This is a genomic window from Streptomyces sp. S465, assembly GCF_026898115.1.
Classification (GTDB): Bacteria; Actinomycetota; Actinomycetes; order Streptomycetales; family Streptomycetaceae; genus Streptomyces; species Streptomyces luomodiensis.
On sequence record NZ_CP114036.1, the window covers coordinates 3,776,649 to 3,796,630 of the forward strand.

Below are 19,982 nucleotides of genomic sequence, written 5' to 3' on the forward strand. Positions count from 1 at the left end.
CCGGAGGGGCGCTACATACGGTTGACGACCGCCGACTGCGGGCGGATCGGCAGGCGGTTGACCGGCCTGCCGGTGGCCGCGCGGACCGCCGCCGCGACCGCCGCCGGGGAGGTGACCACCGGCACCGCGCTGGCCGCCTTGGCACCGAAGGGGGCCACCACGTCCCGTTCCTCGACCAGCTTGACGATGCGGATGTCGGGCACGTCCAGGGCGGTCGGCAGGGCGTAGCCGGTCAGGTCGGGGTGCCGGACCACACCGCGTGAGGTGCGCAGGTTCTCGGTGAGGGCCGCGCCGATGCCCTGGGCGACGCCCGCCTCGATACGGGCCTTGAGCTGACGCGGGTTGAGCACCCGGCCCACGTCCTGGGCCACCGTCATGTCCACGACCCGGACCGCGCCGATCTCGATGTCGACGTCCACCACGGCGCGCACCGCGCAGTAGGCGAGCCCGACGAAGGCGTCACCCTGGCCGGTCTCGTCCAGCGGCTCGGTGGGGTGCGGACGGCACTGGGCGGTGGCCCACAGCTCCTTGCCCTCCAGCGCCTCCTCGACGGTGGTGCTGAGCACCCCGTCATACGAGGTGATCTTGCCGTCGGCGATGGTGAGCAGCTCGGTCGACATGCCGAAGGTGTGCGCGAGGGGCTGTAGCAGCTGGGTGCGGACCATCTTCGCGGCGCGCTCGACCGCACCGCCCGAGACCCAGGTGTGGCGGCCGCGCGAGGCGGGCCCGGCCGGGGGCTGATCGGTGTCGATGGGGGCGACATGGACCTCCTCGATGCCGAGGACGTCCTGGACGATCTGGCGGGCCAGCGTGGTGAAGCCCTGGCCGGTCTCCACGGCGGCGCAGATCACGGTGGCCACCGGGCCGGTCACCTTGACGGTCGCGGTGGAGACCTCGTCGGCCCCCTCGGCGCCGAGCATATGGACCATGCCCAGGGCGTAGCCGACCCCGCGCCGCACCGCGGCCGGGTCGCCCGCGCCCTCGGGGCCGCCCGGCAGCAGCCACTCCTCCTCGGGGTCGTCCTCGGGGAGGGCGGGCAGCGGTGCGTCCCTTACGGCCTGGAGCAGTTCGGCGACCGGGGCCGGGCAGGTGACGGTCTGCCCGGTGGGCAGCAGATCGCCGGTCGCCATCACGTTGCGCATCCGGATCTCGGCGGGGTCGAGCCCGAGCTTGGCCGCCAGCTTGTCCATCTGGCCCTCGTACGCGGCGCACACCTGCATCGCGCCCTCACCGCGGACATGGCCGGAGGGCGGGTTGTTGGTGCGCACGGCCCAGCCCTCGATGAAGGCGTGCGGGACGACATACGGGCCGCAGGCGAAAGAGACGGCGGCGGCCAGCGTGTCCGCCGAGGAGTCGGCGTAGGCGCCGGCGTCCATCAGGATCTGCGCCTCGACCTTGACCAGCTTGCCCTGGGCGTCCGCGTGGTGGCGGTAGCGCAGCAGGGTGGGGTGGCGGTGGGCGTGGCCGAGGAAGGACTCCTCACGGGTCGCGGCGAGCTTCACCGGATGGCCGGTGCGCAGCGCCAGCAGCCCGAGCGGCAGCTGCATCCCCGGGTCCTCGCGCTCGCCCATGGCGCCGGGCACGCCGGTGACGACGACCTTCACCCGATCCGGCTCCAGGCCGAAGCAGGCGGCGGCCAGATCGCGGTCGGCATGCGGATCGGTGGAGGCGGTGTAGATCTCCACCCCGCCGTCGGGGCGCGGCACGGCCAGGCCGGCCTCGGCGCCGATGGGCGCCGGGTCCTGACGGCCGATGCGGTACAGCCCCTCGACGATGACCTCGCCGACCACCTCGGGGTCGCCGAAGGACAGCGGGATGTGGCGGACCAGATTGCCGTCCGGGTGCAGCGGCTCGGCGTGGAACGCCTGCTCGGGGTCGGTGACCGGCTCCAGCACCTCGTACTCGACGGCGATGGCGGCGGCCGCCAGCCGGGCCGTGTCGGGGTGGTCGGCGGCGACCGCGGCGATCGGCTCGCCGTGGTGCCGGACCAGGTCCTTGGCGAAGACCGGGCGGTCGGCGACCCGGCGGCCGTGGGAGGCGTCGCCGGGCACGTCGGCGTGGGTCACCACGGCCCGTACGCCCGGCATTTCGGCCGCCTGCGCGGTGTCGATGGAGACGATGCGGGCGTGCGGATGCGGGGAGCGCAGCACGGCGGCCCACAGCAGTCCCTCGGCCCACAGGTCGGCCGCGTACGGGAAGGTGCCCGAGGTCTTTGCCGCCGAGTCGGCGGGCGGCAGGGACACGCCGAGGCCCATGCGGGCCGGGGGCTGGACGGGCGTTCCGGCGGCGGGGGTGGCGGTGACGGCGCCCGCGCCGTCCGCGATTCCGGTCATGCCGATGCCCTTCCGCTGCCGCTTCCGTTGACGCTCCCGTTGCCGGTGATGCCGTGCGGTCCCGCCTGGTGCGGGATGCGGGCCGGGTCCTGGTGGGCGTCGGGTCCGCCGTCCGCGTCGGCCTCCGCCTCGCGGCTCGCGACGACCTCGCGGACGGCGTCGAGCACTCCGCGGTAGCCGGAGCAGCGGCAGAGGTTGCCGGAGATCGCCTGCCGGGTCTGCTGGTCGGTCGGGGCGTGGTTGCCCTCGAGGAGGTCGTGCACGGTCATCGCGAGGCCGGGTACGCAGAAGCCGCACTGCACCGCCCCGCACTCGGCGAGCGCCCGCTGGACGTCGGAGGGCTGTCCGCCTGCGGCGAGGCCCTCCACGGTGCGGACCTCGCTGCCCGCGGCGGTGGCGGCGGGCACCAGGCAGGAGGCGACGAGCCGCCCGTCGACCTGGACCGAGCAGGCCCCGCACTCGCCCTGCGAGCAGCCGTCCTTGGCCCCGGCGAGACCGAGCCGCTCCCGCAGGACGTAGAGCAGCGACTCGCCGATCCAGACGTCGGTGACGGGGCGGTCGGCGCCGTTGACGTGCAGCACGTAGGAGGTGAGTGGATGCTCGCTGTGACTCGGGAACTCGTCGATGGGCGAGGCGACCGGACCGGCCGGGGCCGCCTCGGCGGGGGCGGGGCCGGGAACGGGCTCAGCGGGGGCGTCAGCGGCCTCGGGAGTCTCCGCCGGGGTCTCGGGCCGGGGATCGGCCGGAGCGGGCCCCTCGGCGGCGTCAGCGGCCGCGGTGAACTCGCCCTCGGCCGCGGCCGGTTCGGGCCCGGCCGCGGGCTCGGCGGCCTCGGGCCCGGCGCCGTCCGGCACCGCCTCGGCGGAGGGCTCGGCAGGGGCCTCGGCGGCGTCCCGGCCGTCGGCGGGCGCGTCGGTGTGGCCCGCGCCGGCCTCGGGGCCGGGGTGCGGGGCGTGCCCATGGGCGTCATCCGCGAACCGGTCGCCGTCGAGCTGCTCACCTTCGAACGGCTCGCCCTCGAACTGCTCGCCTTCGAACCGTTCGCCCTCGAACCGTTCGCCTTCGAACCGCTCGCCCTCGAACCGCTCGCCCTCGAACCGCTCGCCCTCGAACCGCTCGCCCTCGAACTGCTCGCCCTCGAACCGTTCGCCCGTGAACTCGCCTTGCCAGGCCGCGTCCTGGGGCAGTCCGGGCGCCGGGCTGCCGTGCGGCGGGGTGTGGAGGCCGGCGTGCTGACCGTCGACCGGGAACTCGCCGGAGTCCCCGGCGGCCGGACCGCCGTGCCCCCAGGCCGGGTCGTCGGCGGCGGGCTGCCGCTCACCGGGCGCGAGGCCGTCGTGCTGCGGGGTGTGCGGCCCCTGGTGCCCCTCGACCGCGAACTGGCCCGAGTCCCCGGCGGAGGGACCCGGCCACGCCGGGTCCGCGGCCGGGACCGGCTCGTCGCGGTCGGGCATACCCAGCGGACGGCGGGCCGGCGGCGGTGTGGCCGCGGCCGGCGGCGCGGCCGGGCCCGGGTGGCCCTCGACCGCGTACTCCCCGGAGTCCTCCACACCCTCCTCGGCGGCCGGGACCGACCACTGGCCGATGTGCCCCTGCTGCTGCCCGGGATGCGGCTGGTGGGCCTCGTGCGGCTGGCCGGGCTGGTGGGACTGGTGCGGCTGGTGGGCCTCGTGCGGCTGGTGCTGGGGCGTCGCCCCGGCGATGAACGGCATCCGCAACTGGGCCGTCGTCTGCGGGTCCTGGGGGCCGTCCGCGTGACCGCCGTACGGAGGGGCGGCCGGGCCGGGGTGGTCGTCGACCCGGTACTCACCGGTCTCGTCCACCCCGTCGTCGCCCGCCACCGGGATGGTCCACTGGCTGGTGTGCACGGGCCCGTCGGCGCCGTCGGACGGGGTGGGCACCGGCCAGTCGTCCACCGGCTCCTCGGCCGCCGGGGCCGGCCAGTGGCCGGTGTGCTGCGGGTGGTGGCCCTGCTGGTCCTCGCCGGGCATCGCCCACTGGCCGGAGCCGTGCGGATCGTGGAGGCCGCCGTAGAGATAGGCGCCGGCGGCGTCGGCCGTGGTCCAGTGCCCGGTCATGCCCTGGTCGTGGGCCGCGCCCTGGTCGTGTCCGGCCGGCTGCCACTGGCCGCCCTGGGACGGGTCGCCGTGCCCCGCGTCCATCGGCGGGGGCGCGTAGCCCGTGCCGGGCGCCGCGAGCGGGTCCCAATGGCCCGACGGGTCGGCCGGGTTCGGATGCGCGTAGTCGGGCGGCAGTTGGACGAAGGCCGTCGACTCGGCGTCGTACTCCGGACCGTGCGGCATCGGCTGCCATCCGCTCACCGGCTCCTGCCGGTGCGGCTGCTGTTCGTCACTCACGCGAGTGCCCTCCCCAGTGCTCGGCGGGCCAGGGCTGCCACGGTACGCCTCAGATGGATCGCGGCGGGCGGCAGGGGGATCGGCTCGCCGCCGTCCTGCGAGGGCAGCGGATCGGGGATGCACGCGGCGGCGACGTACTCGCCGAAAGCGGTGATGACCTGCGGGTCGAGATGACCGCGGTCGCCGTCCCAGTCGATGAGCGAGGCGACCCAGCGCTCGGCCTCCAGGGGGCGCAGCGGCATCGGCGCGACCGCGCCGACCGCACAGCGCACCCCGCGCCGCGCCGGGTCGAGGACGAGGGCGACCGAGGCGGTGGCCCGGCCGGGTCCGGTGCGCCCGGTGGCCTTGAGGAAGGTCTGCGGGGCGTGCAGCAGCGGCACCCGGACGAATCCGACGAGTTCACCGGGGCGCAGCATGTCGACCCCGGCGAGCAGATGGCTGACCGGGGTCTCGCGGCGGGAGCCCTCGGGCCCGGCGATGACCACCGTGGCCTCCAGCGCGGCGAGCACCGGCAGCGCGTCGCCGGTGGGGGCGGCGGTGACGATGTTGCCGCCGAGGGTGCCGGCGTTGCGGATCTGCGGCGGTCCGGCGGCCCGCGCGGCCGCGGCCAGCGCCGGGATCAGCGCGGCGAAGTCGGGGCGGCCCATCCGGGCGTGGGTGAGTCCGGCGCCGAGGAGGGCGTGCCCGTCCAGATAGCGCCAGCCGCGGATTTCGCTGATCCGGCCGAGGCCGACGAGCGCGGCGGGCCGCAGCAGGCCGGAGTTGACCGCGGCCATCAGATCGGTACCGCCCGCCACGGGCACGGCGGCGGGCATGGCGGCCAGCGCCGCTACGGCCTCGTCGAGCGTGCCCGGCAACGTCACCGTGTGCGCCGCCTGCGGTGCGTGCGTGGTCAACCCAGCTGCCCCTTCCCCGGTATCCCGGCTGTTGCGCCGTACGGTACGTGCTGACAGCCCGGACGTGGCAACTCTGGCACATCTTCCGACCCCGCCGCCGTGTGGGTCCGCGATCCGCGGATCCGTCCCTGACCTGCGGGATGGTACGGGTTTCTGGCGACGTCTCCGCCAGGAGTGGATTGCCACGTTTCAGGGACCCTTGTGCGATTTGGGCGTGCGCCGGTGGGACTACGCTCCCAGGGGCGGCGGGCAGCGGTGCGCACCTTACGGGGTGGCTCACACGATCGGGGGCGCCCCCTCGCGCGGGCGTCCGAGAATCCCGGGGCGCCGCTGCCAGGGCAGCGGCCCGGCGGGCGGGCGGTAGCTCACGCCGAGCGCGTCCAGGCGCGCGTAGTGTGCCTCCATGCGTCCCTCGAACGCCTCGAAGTCCCGTGCGGGGGACGGCGGCAGGGCCGACCAGACCACCTCGGCGAAGGCGGCGAGCCGGGGGAAGGTCTGGTAGTCGACACGCCGGCGGTCCTCCATCACCTCGGTCCAGACATTGGCCTGGGCGCCCAGCACCCGGTCCGCGTCGGCGCCGGTGAGCTGCGGTGGAACGGGTTCGAAACGGTAGATGTCCTCCAGGGTGCGCACATAGCCGATCGGGACCGGCTCGTCCTCGCCCGGGGCCTGCCGGTGGTCCAGGTACACCTGCTGCTCGGGGCACATGACGACGTCGTGGCCGGCCCGTGCGGCGGCGATCCCGCCCGCGTAGCCGCGCCAGGAGGAGACGGCGGCGCCCTCGGGCAGCGGGGCGCCGGGCGCGCCGCCCTCGAGGATCTCGTCCCAGCCGATCAGCCGGCGGCCGCGCTCGGCGAGCCAGCGGCCGAAGTGGCGGATGAACCAGCTCTGGAGCGCGTCCTCGTCGGCCAGGCCCAGTGCGCGGATGCGCTCCTGGGCGGCCGGGGACGCCTTCCACTGGTCCTTGGGGCACTCGTCGCCGCCGATGTGGACGAAGCTGCCGGGGAACAGCTCCAGGACCTCGGCCAGCACGTTCTCGTAGAAGCGGAGCGTGTTGTCGGTGGGGGAGAGTACGTTCGGGTTGATGCCCCAGGTGGTCCAGACTCCGAGGGAGGCGGTGTCGATGACGTCCGTGTTGCCCAGCTCCGGGTACGCGGCGATGGCGGCCTGTGAGTGTCCGGGGATGTCGATCTCCGGGACGACGGTGATATGCCGCTCGGCGGCGTAGGCGACGATCTCGCGGATGTCGTCCTGGGTGTAGTAGCCGCCGTGCGGCCGCTCGTCCCACAGCGGGGACGCCCGGTGGCCGAGTTTGGTGCGCTCGCGCCAGGCGCCGGTTTCGGTGAGCTTCGGATAGCGGCGGATCTCGACGCGCCAGCCCTGGTCGTCGGTGAGGTGGAAGTGGAGCACGTTGAGCTTGTGGGCGGCGAGCAGGTCGATATAGGCGAAGACGCCGTCCTTGGGCATGAAGTGACGGGCCACGTCCAGCATCAGCCCGCGCCAGGCGAACCGCGGCGCGTCCTCGACCGTCCGCTCCGCCAGGTCCCAGGCCCTCCCCGCGCCCCTCAGCGGGGCGCGGCGGAAGGCGTCGGGGCCCAGCAGCTGACGGAGGGTCTGGGTGCCCCAGTGGACGCCCGCGGCCGTGCCGCCGGCGATCTCCACGCGCCCGTCGGCCACGGTGAGCCGGTAGCCCTCGGGCTCCAGCGCGGTGTCGATCCGCAGCGTGAGGGTGTCCCGGCCGCCGGGTTCGCCGTCCGGCAGGGCCAGTCCGAGCGCCTGGCCGAGGGTCGCGCGCAGCAGGCGCGCCACCCCTTCGGTGCCGGGGCCGGCGGCCAGGGCGGTGCGGAGCGGGTCGATCCGCGCGCCCGCGCGGTCCGGCCGGCTCTCGTCGTGGCGGGGTGCGGGGATCAGCCCCGCGGGGTCGTGTGTCATCCGCGTCAGTCCTTCACCGCGCCGCCGAGGCCGGAGACCAGTCGGCGCTGTACGAGTACGAAGAAGATCAGCACCGGGATGGTCATCACGGTGGACGCCGCCATGATGCCGCCCCAGTCGTTGCCCTCGGCCTTGAAGAAGACCAGCAGTGCCATCGGGAGGGTGGAGTTCTCGGTCGCGCTGATGATGAAGGACTTGGCGAAGAGGAAGTCGTTCCAGGCGGAGATGAACGAGAAGACGCTCGTCGCGACGAGTCCCGGGAAGACGAGGGGGAAGAGGATCTGCCACAGGAAGCGGGAGCGGCTGGCGCCGTCGAGGTAGGCCGCCTCCTCCAGCGCCTCGGGCACGGCCTTGACGAAGCCGCGCAGCATCCAGATGGCGAACGGCAGCGAGAAGGCGATGTGCGGCAGGATCAGCGAGCCCAGGGTGTTGAGGCCGACCCCCGGCACCGACTCCCCCAGATCGCGCATCAGGAAGAACATGGGGATGGTCAGCGCCTCGACCGGCACCATCTGGGCGACGAGGAACATGACCAGCAGCGTGGTGCGGAAGCGGAACCGGAAGCGGGCGACCGCCGTCGCCGCGAGGAAGGCGATCAGCGCGGACGCGACCACCACCACCCCGGCCACGAAGAGGCTGTTGAGGAAGTAGCGCCCGAAGTCCTCCTGCTGGAAGACGCGCCGGAAGGAGTCCAGCGAGGGGGAGGTGGTCCAGGGCCGGGGCTCGGTGGACTGGATCTCCCCCGCGGGCTTGAAGGCCGAGAGCACCATCCAGTACAGCGGGAAGGCGACCACGGCCGCCACGATCAGGGCGGTGACCTCGGCGGCGAGACGCCAGGGGCGGCGGATGCGCGGCGCGACGCGCGAGTGACTCACAGTTCTTCTCCCTGACGTCGCAGCAGCCGCAGATAGACCAGCGTGACGGCCAGCAGGATCAGCAGCATCACCACGCCGATCGCCGAGCCCAGGCTGTACTGGGAGGACGCGAACGCCTTCTGGTACGCGTACACGTTGAGCACCATGTTCTGGCGTGCGATCCCGCCGCCGTCGGTCATCACGTAGATCTGGGTGAAGACCTTGAAGTCCCAGATGATCGACTGGATGGTCACCACGACGAGGATCGGCCGCAGCATGGGCGCCATGACGGTGCGCCAGATCCGCCAGGTGGAGGCGCCGTCGAGGGCGGCGGCCTCCAGCACCTCGGTGGGGATGGCCCGGATACCCGCGTAGACCGTGACCATCACGAACGGGAACGAACACCACACGACCTCGAACAGCACCAGGGCGAAGGCGCTGTAGCGGTCGTACGTCCAGGAGTAGTCCTCGAACCCGGAGAGCCCGAACCACACCAGGACCTTGTTCACCGGTCCGAAGTCGGGGTCGAAGAGGAAGACCCAGACCGTCGAGCCGGTGATCGCGGGGGTGGCCCAGGCCCCGAGCGCGGCCAGCATCAGCGCCAGCCGCGGAACGGCCCGTACGCGCGTCAGCAGCACCGCGAGCGCGCAGCCGACCGCGAGGGTGGACACCACGCACACGGCGGCGAAGAGCAGGGTGGCCACGACGACGTTCCAGAACTCGCCGTCGCCGAACAGCTCGGCGTAGTTGGCGAACCCCTGGAAGGTGGTCGGCTCACCGCCGCTGACCTGCGCCTGGGTGTACTCCAGGAAGGAGATCAGGCCGAGCTGGTAGATGGGGTAGACGAGCAGCCCGCCCAGGACCACGAGCGCCGGGGCGAGATAGAGCCAGGGAGTCCAGTTCCCCCGCCCGCGGCCCTTCGTGGCGCGGCCGCCGGCCGGGGCGGCGGGCCCCGGCCGGGACCGGCCGGCCGCGGCCGGCGCCCGCCGCGCGTGCTGTGTGGTGCCGGGGGTCACTGCTGGAACGCCTCGTCCATCTGCCGCGCGGCGTCCTTGGTGGCGGTCGCCACGCTCTTACGGCCGCTGACGATCTCCTGGAACATGGTGGGGAGGACCAGCTGCGAGTCGATGGCCGCCCAGCCGGGGGACGTGGGCACGAACTTGGCGCTGTCGTTGAGGGTCTCCACGAAGGGCTTGACGAAGGGGTCCTTGCCCGCGACGTCGCCGCGCACATCGGTGAAGGTGGGCAGGAAGCCCATGGCGTCGAAGAGGCCGCGCTGGGTCTGCTTCCCGGCGAGCGTCTTCAGCAGGTCCACGGCGAGGGTGCGGTGCGAGGTGCTCTTGAGCACCCCGATGTTGTTCCCGCCCGCGAAGGCCGGCGCTATCTCGCCCTCCTTCACGCCCGGCAGCGGCACGACCTTGTACTTGCCCTTGACCTTGCCCGCCTCGATGGCCTGGTGGTTGAAGTCGCCACCGATCGCCATGCCCGCCTTGCCCGAGGCGAACGCCTCGATGGTGTCGTTGCCGCCCCACTGGGCGCACTTGGCGGCCGGGCAGTTGTCGTCGCCGAAGAGCGAGGTGTACGCCTTGACGCCCTTCTGGGCGTCGGCGCTGTCGATGGCCGCCTCGTACTCGTTGGAGCCGAACTTGCCCTTCTCGTTGGCGAGGTCGCCGCCGTTGGCCCAGATGAACGGCATCGCGCCGTAGGTGTAGGCGCCGCCGACCGCGAGGCCGTACAGATCCGGCCGCTCCGCGCGGATCTTCTTCGCGGTCGCAATCAACTCGTCCATGGTGGCCGGCGGCTCCAGGCCGAGGTCCTTGAAGACGTCCGTCCGGTAGTACAGCGCCCGCACGCCGACGAAGAGCGGGGCGCCGTAGACCTTGCCGCCGATGGTCAGCGAGTACTTGGCGGTGGGGTCGATGTTGGTGGAGTCGTCCCAGGCGCCGAACTCCTTGCTGATGTCCAGCAGTCCGCCGTCCTTGACGTAGCCGGCGGTGTCGGTGTTGCCGAACTCCATCACGTCCGGAGCGCTCTTGGGGTCGTTGAAGGCCGCCTTGGTCTTCTGCGCCCGGGTGTCGATCGGGATGTAGGTCACCTCGACCTCGGTGCCGTCATGCTGCTTCTCGAAGCCGGCGACCGCCTCGTCGATCACCTTCTTCTTGGGCGCGTTGTTGACCTCCTGGAAGAGCCAGACACGCAGCTTGCCGCTCTTCTCGTCCTCCGTGGAGCTGTTGTCGGAGGTGGAAGGGGCACATCCGGCGGCGGTCAGCCCCGCCAGGACCAGCGCCACCACCGGTACGGTGACGCGGGACGACAACCGGGTGAACGCGGAGAGATGGGACGGCTTCATAGGGACCCTTAACCAGTTGGCGTTGCAAGGCATGCAACGCATGTTTCGCCCAGCACAACATGGGCGAGGCTAGGGAACCTTGAGCACCCCCACAAGAGGTCTCAACCACTCCGTGACAAAGGGGCTTTGGGGCTAGCGGCGCGGCAACGCCTCGCCCGGGTAGGCGGGTTCGACATACGGCACGGCCTCGACCCGTGCCCCCGCCTCGTCCAGGCGGTCGACCACCCGGTCCCAGTCCGGCCAGGTCTTCCGGATCCGCTCCAGGACGCGGTCGCTGGCCACCAGCACCACGTCACACCCCGGGTCCGCCGCCCACTCCAGGAGTCTGGGCAGGGTCGGCTGCGCGACCGACATCACACAGCTGCCGACGGGCCGGTAGCCCCGCTCGGCGGCCAGCCGCCCGCACTGTTCCAGCTGGGCGTCCCAGTCCTTCTCGAACTGGCAGTAGGTGCTGGCGCCTTCCGCCTCGGGCTCGTCGACCTCACGCGCCCCGAACACCAGATAGGCGGCCCGCGCCGCCCCACTCTCCGTACGCCCGCTCATGGGCCGACCCTACTGGGGTCGCCCGGCGCGCGGCAGGGCGCGCACGCACCGCACGCCCGGCCCGCGACCCCGCTCGGGGGTCGCGGGCCGGGCGTACCGTCTCCGCGCGAGGCTTTCCGGCGGGGGCCGGCCGGCTACTTCTTGCCGTCGCCGTCCTTGCCCTTGTCCCCGCCGGCGCCCATGCCCTCGAAGATCTCCTTGCACATGGGGCACACCGGGTACTTCTTCGGGTCACGGCCCGGGACCCAGACCTTGCCGCAGAGTGCTACCACCGGAGATCCGGAGAGGGCGCTCTCCATGATCTTGTCTTTCTGAACGTAATGGGCATAGCGCTCGTGGTCGCCGTCACCGTGCGACACCTGAGGTGTCGGTTCAACGAGGGTCCCCGTGCCTGCCCCGCGCTCGGGCTCAAGAGTGCTCATACAGCCCTAGGGTACTCATGCCTAGTTGAGAGAAGGGTCGTCCGGATACGTGGCGACCATGGCCAGCTCACTGCGCTGGCGGCGCAGCACCGCGCGCCACAGCCGCTCGGGGGCGGGCGAGGACACATCGCCCGGTTCGGACTCCACCACATACCACGCGCCCTCGGCGAGCTCGTCCTCCAGCTGCCCGGGCCCCCAGCCCGCGTAACCGGCGAAGATGCGCAGCGACCCCACGGCCGCGGCCAGCAGCTCCGGCGGCGCCTCCAGGTCGACCAGCCCGATCGCCCCGTGCACTCTGCGCCAACCGAGTGGCCCGTCCTCGCCGCGCGCCGCGGACCGGCCCGATTCGCCGGGCACCACGGCCACGCCCAGCGCGGAGTCCAGCGAGACCGGACCGCCCTGGAAGACCACCCCCGGCTCCCCGGCGAGCGCGGCCCAGGACTCCAGGATGTCGCCCACTCCCACCGGGGTCGGACGGTTCAGGACCACGCCGAGCGAGCCCTCCTCGTCATGGTCGAGGAGGAGCACCACCGCGCGGTCGAAGTTCGGGTCAGCAAGCGCCGGTGTCGCGACAAGCAGCCGTCCTGTGAGCGAGGACACCTCGGTCATGGCCACATGATCCCCCATATCCGGGCCGGAGGGGGAGTGGAAGACGAGTCCCGTATGAGAGCAGGTCGGGGCGTACGACAGCAGATGCGGCGCACGTGACGGTGAGCTTTCCGACCGGAACGGAACGTGTTGTGACGTGTTCCGGATGACGCAAAGGGTGCAAGAGCCTTACGGAGGCGGTCTCCGGGGCCATTACTCTTGCCCTTTGGCCCTTGTGCCCTTTGGCCCTTGCCCGTCTCAGGAACGCGAGACCCGATGACCCGCTCGAACGATGTCCTGCTCGTCCATGGCGGCACCCCGCTCGAAGGCGAGATCCGTGTCCGTGGCGCGAAGAACCTCGTGCCGAAGGCCATGGTGGCCGCCCTGCTCGGCAGTGCGCCCAGCAGGCTGCGCAACGTCCCCGACATCCGCGATGTGCGGGTGGTGCGCGGGCTGCTCCAGCTGCACGGCGTGACGGTGCGCCCCGGTGACGAGTCCGGTGAGCTGGTGCTCGACCCCACACACGTGGAGAGCGCCAATGTCGCCGACATCGACGCGCACGCCGGTTCCTCGCGGATTCCGATCCTCTTCTGCGGTCCGCTGCTGCACCGCCTCGGCCACGCCTTCATCCCGGGCCTGGGCGGCTGCGACATCGGCGGCCGGCCGATCGACTTCCACTTCGACGTACTGCGCCAGTTCGGCGCGACGATCGAGAAGCGCGCGGACGGCCAGTACCTGGAGGCCCCGCACCGGCTGCGCGGCACCAAGATCCGGCTGCCGTACCCGTCGGTGGGCTCCACCGAGCAGGTGCTGCTGACGGCGGTGCTCGCGGAGGGTGTGACGGAACTCTCCAACGCGGCCGTCGAGCCGGAGATCGAAGACCTCATCTGCGTGCTCCAGAAGATGGGCGCCATCATCTCCATGGACACCGACCGCACGATCCGGATCACCGGTGTCGACAAGCTCGGCGGCTACAACCACCGCGCCCTCCCGGACCGCCTGGAGGCCGCCTCCTGGGCCAGCGCGGCGCTGGCGACCGAGGGCAGCATCTTCGTCCGCGGCGCCCGGCAGCGCGAGATGATGACCTTCCTGAACACCTACCGCAAGGTCGGCGGCGCCTTCGACATCGGCGACGACGGCATACGGTTCTGGCACCCGGGCGGCAAGCTCGACGCGATCGCCCTGGAGACCGATGTCCACCCCGGCTTCCAGACCGACTGGCAGCAGCCCCTGGTGGTGGCCCTGACCCAGGCGTCGGGCCTGTCCATCGTCCACGAGACGGTCTACGAGTCGCGGCTGGGCTTCACCTCCGCGCTGAACCAGATGGGCGCGCACATCCAGCTCTACCGCGAATGCCTGGGCGGCTCCGCGTGCCGCTTCGGCCAGCGCAACTTCCTGCACTCCGCGGTCGTCTCAGGACCCACCAAGCTCCAGGGCGCCGACCTGGTCATCCCCGACCTCCGCGGCGGCTTCTCCTACCTGATCGCGGCCCTGGCGGCCCAGGGCACCTCGCGGGTCCACGGCATCGACCTGATCAACCGCGGCTACGAGAACTTCATGGAGAAGCTGGTGGAACTGGGCGCGAAGGTGGAGCTGCCCACCGGCGCCGACCCCGCCTGACCCCCGGGACGAGCTGTTTCTCACACCGATGCCGTCTGAGGGCGCAACCGTCTCGTAGCGGCTCGTAGCCGCTCGTAGTGGCTCGTAGTGGCTCGTAGCGGCGGCTTGTGCGCCGTAAAAGGCCTCGTAGACGGGTCTCAGGGGCCGTAGGAGCGCCAAAAGGGGCGGCCACCTTCCCGGGTGGCCGCCCCTCTCGTTCGCGGGGCTTACTTGCCCTTGGCGGCTTCCTTGAGCTTGGAGCCCGCGGAGACCTTCACGCTGTAGCCGGCCGGGATCTCGATCGGCTCACCGGTCTGCGGGTTGCGCGCGGTGCGAGCGGCACGGTGGGTGCGCTCGAAGGTCAGGAAGCCGGGGATGGTGACCTTCTCGTCGCCCTTCGCGACGACCTCCCCGACCACCTCGGCGAGGGCGGCCAGAACGGCGTCGGCGTCCTTTCGGGTCACCTCGGCGCGCTCGGACAGAGCGGCCACCAGCTCACTGCGGTTCATGTTGTACTCCCGTGTTCATCTTGCCAATGAGGCGTGAGATCGAAGCCGATGCTGCCAGGGCCCTCGGATAGTCCCCGGACCCGGGTCTGCTGTTCAGACCCTCGCGCCCGGAACGCATCCTGCCCGCACCTGTGGCGGGAAAGCCAATCCGAGGCCCTGGAGAGTCACACGAAAAGCGCCGTGGCGGTCGTTTTCCTGTCCGCCACCCTATGGCCGCCTCCGGGACCCCCGAGCATGCGACGCGCCGTGCCCGGCCTAGACCGCAGTGGTCCCGGTCACAGGGCGTGCCGCCTCACGTACGGCCCCGGCGACCGCCCCTGCGACCTTGTCGTTGAAGACGCTCGGAATGATGTAGTTGGCATTGAGCTCGTCGTCGTGGACGACGTCCGCGAGTGCACCGGCAGCCGCCAGCATCATTACGGTGTTCACCGTACGCGACTGTGCGTCCAGCAGACCACGGAAAACGCCCGGGAACACCAGCACGTTGTTGATCTGGTTCGGGAAGTCCGAGCGGCCGGTGGCGACCACCGCGGCGGTCTGCCGGGCGATCGCCGGGTCCACCTCGGGGTCCGGGTTGGCCAGCGCGAAGACGATCGCGCCGTCCGCCATGGCGGCCACGTCGTCGCCGGAGAGCACGTTCGGGGCCGAGACACCGATGAAGACGTCCGCGCCCCGCACGGCGTCGCGCAGGGTGCCCGTGACGCCCTCCGGGTTGGTGTTGTCGGCGATCCAGCGCAGCGGGGACTCCGGGTCGGCGGAGACCAGGTCCTCGCGGCCGGCGTGCACCACACCGTGGATGTCGGCGACCACCGCGTGGCGCACGCCCGCGGCGATCAGCAGCCGCAGGATGGCCGTGCCGGCGGCGCCCGCGCCGGACATGACGACCCTCACGTCCTCGATCTTCTTGTCGACCACCCGCAGCGCGTTGGTGAGGGCGGCGAGCACCACGATCGCGGTGCCGTGCTGGTCGTCGTGGAAGACCGGGATGTCCACGGCCTCGCGCAGCCGCGCCTCGATCTCGAAGCAGCGGGGCGCGGAGATGTCCTCCAGGTTGATCCCCGCGAAGCCGGGGGCGATCGCCTTCACGATCGCGACGATCTCATCGGTGTCCTGGGTGTCCAGGCAGAGCGGCCAGGCGTCGATGCCCGCGAACCGCTTGAACAGAGCCGCCTTGCCCTCCATGACCGGCAGGGCGGCCTTGGGACCGATGTTGCCGAGGCCGAGGACCGCGGAACCGTCCGTGACGACGGCCACGCTGTTGCGCTTGATGGTGAGCCGGCGGGCGTCCTCGGGGTTGTCCGCGATGGCCTGGCAGACCCGGGCGACACCCGGCGTGTAGACCATGGACAGGTCGTCACGGTTGCGGATGGGGTGCTTCGCCGACATCTCGATCTTGCCGCCGAGGTGCATCAGGAACGTACGGTCCGACACCTTGCCGAGCGAGACGCCCTCGATGCCCCGCAGCTTCTCGACGATCTCCTGGGCGTGCGCGGTCGAGGTCGCGGCGATGGTGACGTCGATCCGGAGCTTCTCGTGGCCGGAAGCGGTCACGTCAAGGCCCGTCACCGAGCCACCGGAGGACTCCACGGCCGTGGTCAGCTGGCTGACCGCGGTACCGCTCGCGGGCACCTCCAGCCGGACCGTCATCGAATACGAGACGCTGGGCGCCGTTGCCATGGCCTGCTTCCCTGCTTTCCCTTGTTCATACTGTCCGGGCCACGCGATGCCCGGCCACATCCTCAGATGGTTACACCTACCTCTCGGTATGAGGTAACCCGGCCCGACTTTCGGACATATTGTTCTGACATAGCAGAGTGGGGTCAGCCGAGTGGAAAGCCCCACTCCTTCGCGGGAACGCCTGGCGAGGCGGACCGTCCGCCGCATCCGCCGCCCTAGGCTCTGGCGCGCTACAGCGTCAGAGGACAGCGAAACAAGGAGCGCGGGCATGGCTCAGGGCACCGTGAAGTGGTTCAACGCCGAGAAGGGCTACGGGTTCATCGCCCAGGAGGACGGCGGACCGGACGTCTTCGTCCACTACAGCTCGATCGACGGCAGCGGCTACCGAAGCCTGGTCGACGAGCAGCGGGTCGAGTTCCAGATCGTGCAGGGCCGCAAGGGCCCGCAAGCGGAAGAGGTCCGCGTCCTCGGCGGCTGACACCGCCCGGCGCGGACCTCTCACGGAAGAAAAGTGGCACCGACCCGCCATGCTCGCCTCGCGGCAAGTGGTCGCTCGAAGCGACGAAGGTTGGGCCCGGGGGCTTGGATCGGGCCGGTGCCACATCAAGGCTAACAAACAGGTCCGGGGAAGCAATTCCCTCCCGGGGGGTTGATTTCGAGGCCCCTTTCCGGCCACCCCCCGCTCCCGCCGGGGACTCCCTCCGATGCCCCGACGCGGCCTCCGCCGGGGACTCCCGCCGACGAGACGGCGCGGCCTCCGCCGGGGACTCCCGCCGACGGCCCGACGGCGGCGCTCCCTCCCGCGGTGGGCGGGGGCGCCCTCCGGCAGTGGGCGGGGGCTGCGGCGAGCCGCCGGGCGCCATGAAGTGGTCGGGCGCGGACACTCGGGGTCCGGCCGGGGACACCTCCGGACGGCGGCCGCAGGCACCATCTGACGGTGACGGAGGCTCCTTCAGCAGCAGCCGGGGTCCCCTTCCTGCGGTAGGCGGGTACCTACCGGCGGTAGCCGAGGCGCCCTCCGACGACCCGGCGCTGCCTCCGCCGGGGACTCCCGCCGATGCCCCTCCGATGCCCCGGCGCTGCCTCCGCCCGGGACTCCCGCCGGCGGCCCGCAGGCGGCGCTCCCTCCCGCGGTGGGCGGGGGCGCCCTCCGGCAGTGGGCGGGGGCTGCGGCGAGCCGCCGGGCGCCATGAAGTGGTCCGGCGCGGGCGCTCGGGCTTCCGGGCAGGGACACATGGCTTCTGCCGGTGCAGTGGCCAGGGAACCCCGGTGGAGGCCAAGCGCGCCGCCCGGCGGTGGCCGGGGCCCGTTCCGGCGCGGTGGCCGGGGGCGTCAGTCCCGTAGGAGGTCGGGGATGCCGTGCTGGTCCGGGTCGTCGCGGTCGCCCGCTACCACCGTCAGCCGCTGGGTCGCCCGGGTGAGCGCCACGTACAGCACTCGCAGGCCCGCCGGGGACTCGTCGGCGATCTCGGCGGGCGAGACCACGACGGTCGCGTCGTACTCCAGGCCCTTCGCCTCCAGGCTGCCCAGCGCCACCACCCGGTCGCTGAGGCCCTTCAGCCACTGACGGGCCTGTTCGCGCCGGTTCATCGCGACGACGACGCCGACCGTGCCGTCCACCTCGTCCAGCAGCCGGAGCGCCTCCCGGCGCGCGGCCGCGCCGAGGTCGCCGTCCGCGCCCGGGGCGAAGCGCGGTGCCACGCCCGTGGAGCGGACCGCCTCGGGCGCGGGGGTGCCGGGCATCGCGAGGGCGAGGACCTTCGTGGCCAGCTCGGCGATCTCCGCCGGGTTGCGGTAGTTGACGGTGAGGGTGAAGCGGCGGCGGGGGCGGGTGCCGAGCGCCTCGTCCCGGGCCTGCGCCGCCTCGTCCGGGTCGGACCAGGAGCTCTGGGCCGGGTCGCCGACGACCGTCCAGGTGGCGTGGCGGCCGCGCCGTCCGATCATGCGCCACTGCATGGGCGTGAGGTCCTGCGCCTCGTCGACGATGACGTGGGCGTAGTCGGTGCGCTCCTGCTCGGCCCGGTCGGCGCGGGTGCGGCGGGGGCCGGCCCGGTCGGCGTACGTGGTCAGCTCCTCCAGGCCGGTCAACTGGTCCAGCGGGTCCGCCTCACGGGGGGCGGCGGGGCGGGCGGGGGCACCCAGCAGGGTGTTCAGCTCGTCCAGCAGCGCCACGTCGTGGACCGACAGCGGGCCCTGCCCGTCCGGGCCGAGGCGGGCCAGCGAGCGGGCCACCTGACGGACCTCGCGGGGGTTGAGCACCCGCCGGGACCAGCGGCCCAGCCGCTTCTCATCGGCCATGGCGGCGAGGACGGAACGGGGCGTGAGCTCGGGCCACCAGGCGTCGAGGAACTCCTGGAAGGCGTCCTCGGAGGAGATGTCCTCGTCGAAGCCCTCCCGTGCCTCGGCGGCCAGTTCGGGGTCGGTGTAGCGCTTGGGGGCGCCGGAGCGGGTCCACAGCGCGTCCAGGAGCAGCCGGCGGGCGCGGGGGCGCAGCAGGTTGACGGGTGCGGTGCCGCCCAGCACGTTCTGGCGGATGCGGCGCAGCTCATCGGCCTCCAGCTCGATCCGGGCGCCGAAGGCGACCACGCGCAGCCGGTCGGGCGGGCCGCCTGGTCTGGTGCCGGAGCCCGCGCCGGGCCTGCCGTCGCTGCCGTCCTGGCCCGAGGGGGCCGCGGCCGCCAGGGTCGGGGGCGAGGGCGGGGAGTCGAGCGCCGCGTCCAGTGTCAGTTGGCCGTTGTCCGGCGTCGGCCGGCCGTCGTCCGGTGTCGGCCGGCCGTCGTCCGGTGTCGGCCCGGCGGGTGCGGCGGCGGCTCCCCGTGGTAGTTCCAGTGCGCCGCGGGCGGCCTTGCGGAGCACCTTCACCATCCGGGACGAGCCCTTGACGCGGGCCACGGCCGGGGTGTCGTACGTGGTGGCCTCGGCGCCCTCCACCAGGGAGCCCACCGCGCGGATGGCGACCTGGCCCTCCTCGCCCAGCGAGGGCAGGACGCCCTCGGTGTAGGCGACCAGCAGCGGAGTGGGGCTGACCACGAGGATGCCGCCCGCGTAACGCCGCCGGTCCTGGTAGAGGAGGTACGCCGCGCGGTGCAGCGCGACCGCCGTCTTCCCGGTGCCGGGGCCGCCCTCGACCTCGGTGATGGAGGCGGCGGGGGCCCGGATCACCTGGTCCTGCTCGGCCTGGATGGAGGCGACGATGTCCCGCATGGTGTGGCCGCGGGCCTGACCGAGCGCGGCCATCAGCGCGCCGTCGCCGACCACCGGCAGCGCCCCGCCGTCGAGGGTCGCGTTGAGCTCCGGGCGCAGCAGGTCGTCCTCGACGCCGAGCACCCGGCGGCCCTTGCTGCGGATCACCCGGCGGCGGACGACCCGGCCGGGGGCGACCGGGGTGGAGCGGTAGAAGGGCGCGGCGGCGGGCGCCCGCCAGTCGATGACCAGCGGGGCGTAGTCGGCGTCGAGGACGCCGATGCGGCCGATGTGCAGGGTTTCGGCGATCTCCGCGCGGTCGCCGTCCGGGCTGGTGCGGATGGCGTCGTCGGCGGGCTCGACGGAGGTGTAGGCGCCGTCGGGGCCGCGTTCGCCGTCCTTGCCCAGCAGCAGATCGATGCGGCCGAAGAGGAAGTCCTCGAACTCGCTGTTCAGCCGGTTGAGGTGGACTCCGGCCCGGAAGACCTGGGCGTCCCGTTCGGCGAGCGCGCCGGGCGTGCCGACCTGACCGCGCTTGGCGGCGTCGTCCATGAGGAACTCCGCCTCGTGGATCTTCTCCTCGAGGCGGTCGTACACCCGGTCCAGATGCGCCTGCTCGATCCGGATCTCGCGGTCCCGGATCCCGTCCCCGCCATTGCCTTGCGGTGCCGTCCGGTTGTCATGCGTGGCGTTCTGCGCGGCCACCCAGGCCCCCTTCTGTGTTCTTAGGGCAGCCGTC

15 protein-coding genes are annotated in these 19,982 nt (G+C 72.6%); 2 read left to right on the top strand and 13 right to left on the bottom strand.

All coding sequences use genetic code 11. The features are described from left to right. Nucleotides 1-11: 11 nt before the first annotated feature. From N6H00_RS15965 to N6H00_RS16010, 10 genes are all read right to left on the bottom strand, one after another. Nucleotides 12-2,333 (bottom strand): xanthine dehydrogenase family protein molybdopterin-binding subunit, encoded by a 2,322-nt coding sequence (locus N6H00_RS15965; protein ID WP_268972366.1) that lies wholly within the window; start codon nucleotides 2,331-2,333, stop codon nucleotides 12-14. Next, entirely contained in the window at nucleotides 2,330-4,690 is a 2,361-nt protein-coding gene (locus N6H00_RS15970; RefSeq protein WP_268972368.1) for a 2Fe-2S iron-sulfur cluster-binding protein, read from the bottom strand. The genes N6H00_RS15965 and N6H00_RS15970 overlap by 4 nt, the downstream gene beginning before the upstream one ends. Then, the gene (locus N6H00_RS15975) at nucleotides 4,687-5,586 is read right to left on the bottom strand and encodes an FAD binding domain-containing protein (RefSeq protein ID WP_268972370.1); all 900 of its coding nucleotides are present in this window, start codon (nucleotides 5,584-5,586) and stop codon (nucleotides 4,687-4,689) included. Before N6H00_RS15975 ends, N6H00_RS15970 begins: the two co-directional genes overlap by 4 nt. Nucleotides 5,587-5,862: 276 nt before the next feature. Continuing rightward, nucleotides 5,863-7,518 carry a beta-N-acetylhexosaminidase gene (locus N6H00_RS15980; RefSeq protein ID WP_268972372.1) on the bottom strand — a complete coding sequence of 552 codons (1,656 nt, stop codon included), beginning with the start codon at nucleotides 7,516-7,518 and terminating at the stop codon, nucleotides 5,863-5,865. 5 nt (nucleotides 7,519-7,523) lie between these two features. Then, on the bottom strand, nucleotides 7,524-8,393 hold the full coding sequence (locus N6H00_RS15985) for a carbohydrate ABC transporter permease (RefSeq protein WP_268972373.1): 870 nt from the start codon (nucleotides 8,391-8,393) through the stop codon (nucleotides 7,524-7,526). Beyond that, on the bottom strand, nucleotides 8,390-9,388 hold the full coding sequence (locus N6H00_RS15990) for a carbohydrate ABC transporter permease (RefSeq protein ID WP_268972375.1): 999 nt from the start codon (nucleotides 9,386-9,388) through the stop codon (nucleotides 8,390-8,392). Before N6H00_RS15990 ends, N6H00_RS15985 begins: the two co-directional genes overlap by 4 nt. Further along, entirely contained in the window at nucleotides 9,385-10,722 is a 1,338-nt protein-coding gene (locus tag N6H00_RS15995) for an extracellular solute-binding protein (RefSeq protein ID WP_268972377.1), read from the bottom strand. The genes N6H00_RS15990 and N6H00_RS15995 overlap by 4 nt, the downstream gene beginning before the upstream one ends. Nucleotides 10,723-10,854: 132 nt before the next feature. Further along, nucleotides 10,855-11,265, bottom strand: a complete 411-nt coding sequence (locus N6H00_RS16000) for a hypothetical protein (protein WP_268972378.1) — start codon at nucleotides 11,263-11,265, stop codon at nucleotides 10,855-10,857. A gap of 134 nt (nucleotides 11,266-11,399) precedes the next feature. Then, the gene (locus N6H00_RS16005) at nucleotides 11,400-11,687 is read right to left on the bottom strand and encodes a DUF3039 domain-containing protein (protein WP_075200572.1); all 288 of its coding nucleotides are present in this window, start codon (nucleotides 11,685-11,687) and stop codon (nucleotides 11,400-11,402) included. 21 nt (nucleotides 11,688-11,708) lie between these two features. After that, entirely contained in the window at nucleotides 11,709-12,296 is a 588-nt protein-coding gene (locus N6H00_RS16010) for a YqgE/AlgH family protein (protein ID WP_268972379.1), read from the bottom strand. A gap of 255 nt (nucleotides 12,297-12,551) precedes the next feature. Between N6H00_RS16010 and murA the strand changes: the two genes are divergently transcribed. Beyond that, the gene (gene murA / locus N6H00_RS16015) at nucleotides 12,552-13,895 is read left to right on the top strand and encodes a UDP-N-acetylglucosamine 1-carboxyvinyltransferase (protein ID WP_268972380.1); all 1,344 of its coding nucleotides are present in this window, start codon (nucleotides 12,552-12,554) and stop codon (nucleotides 13,893-13,895) included. 206 nt (nucleotides 13,896-14,101) lie between these two features. Here murA and N6H00_RS16020 read toward each other — a convergent pair whose 3' ends face one another. Together N6H00_RS16020 and N6H00_RS16025 are read right to left on the bottom strand one after the other, a co-directional pair. After that, the gene (locus tag N6H00_RS16020; protein WP_030835861.1) at nucleotides 14,102-14,383 is read right to left on the bottom strand and encodes an HU family DNA-binding protein; all 282 of its coding nucleotides are present in this window, start codon (nucleotides 14,381-14,383) and stop codon (nucleotides 14,102-14,104) included. A 255-nt stretch (nucleotides 14,384-14,638) separates the two neighbouring features. Continuing rightward, the gene (locus tag N6H00_RS16025) at nucleotides 14,639-16,060 is read right to left on the bottom strand and encodes an NAD-dependent malic enzyme (RefSeq protein ID WP_268972381.1); all 1,422 of its coding nucleotides are present in this window, start codon (nucleotides 16,058-16,060) and stop codon (nucleotides 14,639-14,641) included. 268 nt (nucleotides 16,061-16,328) lie between these two features. On the opposite strand from N6H00_RS16025, the gene N6H00_RS16030 reads away from it, so the two are divergent. Then, on the top strand, nucleotides 16,329-16,538 hold the full coding sequence (locus tag N6H00_RS16030; RefSeq protein ID WP_020870916.1) for a cold-shock protein: 210 nt from the start codon (nucleotides 16,329-16,331) through the stop codon (nucleotides 16,536-16,538). Between the two features lie 854 nt (nucleotides 16,539-17,392). Here the strand turns inward: N6H00_RS16030 and N6H00_RS16035 are convergent. Then, nucleotides 17,393-19,948, bottom strand: coding sequence for a HelD family protein (locus N6H00_RS16035; protein WP_443072962.1), 2,556 nt, complete (start codon nucleotides 19,946-19,948; stop codon nucleotides 17,393-17,395). Nucleotides 19,949-19,982 lie beyond the last annotated feature (34 nt).

What these genes read in the sequence shown, in the direction of transcription:
- N6H00_RS15965 (WP_268972366.1), bottom strand. Translation starts at nt 2,333, where the DNA reads ATGACCGGAATCGCGGACGGCGCGGGCGCCGTCACCGCCACCCCCGCC.
- N6H00_RS15980 (WP_268972372.1), bottom strand. Translation starts at nt 7,518, where the DNA reads ATGACACACGACCCCGCGGGGCTGATCCCCGCACCCCGCCACGACGAG.
- N6H00_RS15995 (WP_268972377.1), bottom strand. Translation starts at nt 10,722, where the DNA reads ATGAAGCCGTCCCATCTCTCCGCGTTCACCCGGTTGTCGTCCCGCGTC.
- N6H00_RS16000 (WP_268972378.1), bottom strand. Translation starts at nt 11,265, where the DNA reads ATGAGCGGGCGTACGGAGAGTGGGGCGGCGCGGGCCGCCTATCTGGTG.
- N6H00_RS16005 (WP_075200572.1), bottom strand. Translation starts at nt 11,687, where the DNA reads ATGAGCACTCTTGAGCCCGAGCGCGGGGCAGGCACGGGGACCCTCGTT.
- N6H00_RS16010 (WP_268972379.1), bottom strand. Translation starts at nt 12,296, where the DNA reads ATGACCGAGGTGTCCTCGCTCACAGGACGGCTGCTTGTCGCGACACCG.
- murA (WP_268972380.1), top strand. Translation starts at nt 12,552, where the DNA reads ATGACCCGCTCGAACGATGTCCTGCTCGTCCATGGCGGCACCCCGCTC.
- N6H00_RS16020 (WP_030835861.1), bottom strand. Translation starts at nt 14,383, where the DNA reads ATGAACCGCAGTGAGCTGGTGGCCGCTCTGTCCGAGCGCGCCGAGGTG.
- N6H00_RS16025 (WP_268972381.1), bottom strand. Translation starts at nt 16,060, where the DNA reads ATGGCAACGGCGCCCAGCGTCTCGTATTCGATGACGGTCCGGCTGGAG.
- N6H00_RS16030 (WP_020870916.1), top strand. Translation starts at nt 16,329, where the DNA reads ATGGCTCAGGGCACCGTGAAGTGGTTCAACGCCGAGAAGGGCTACGGG.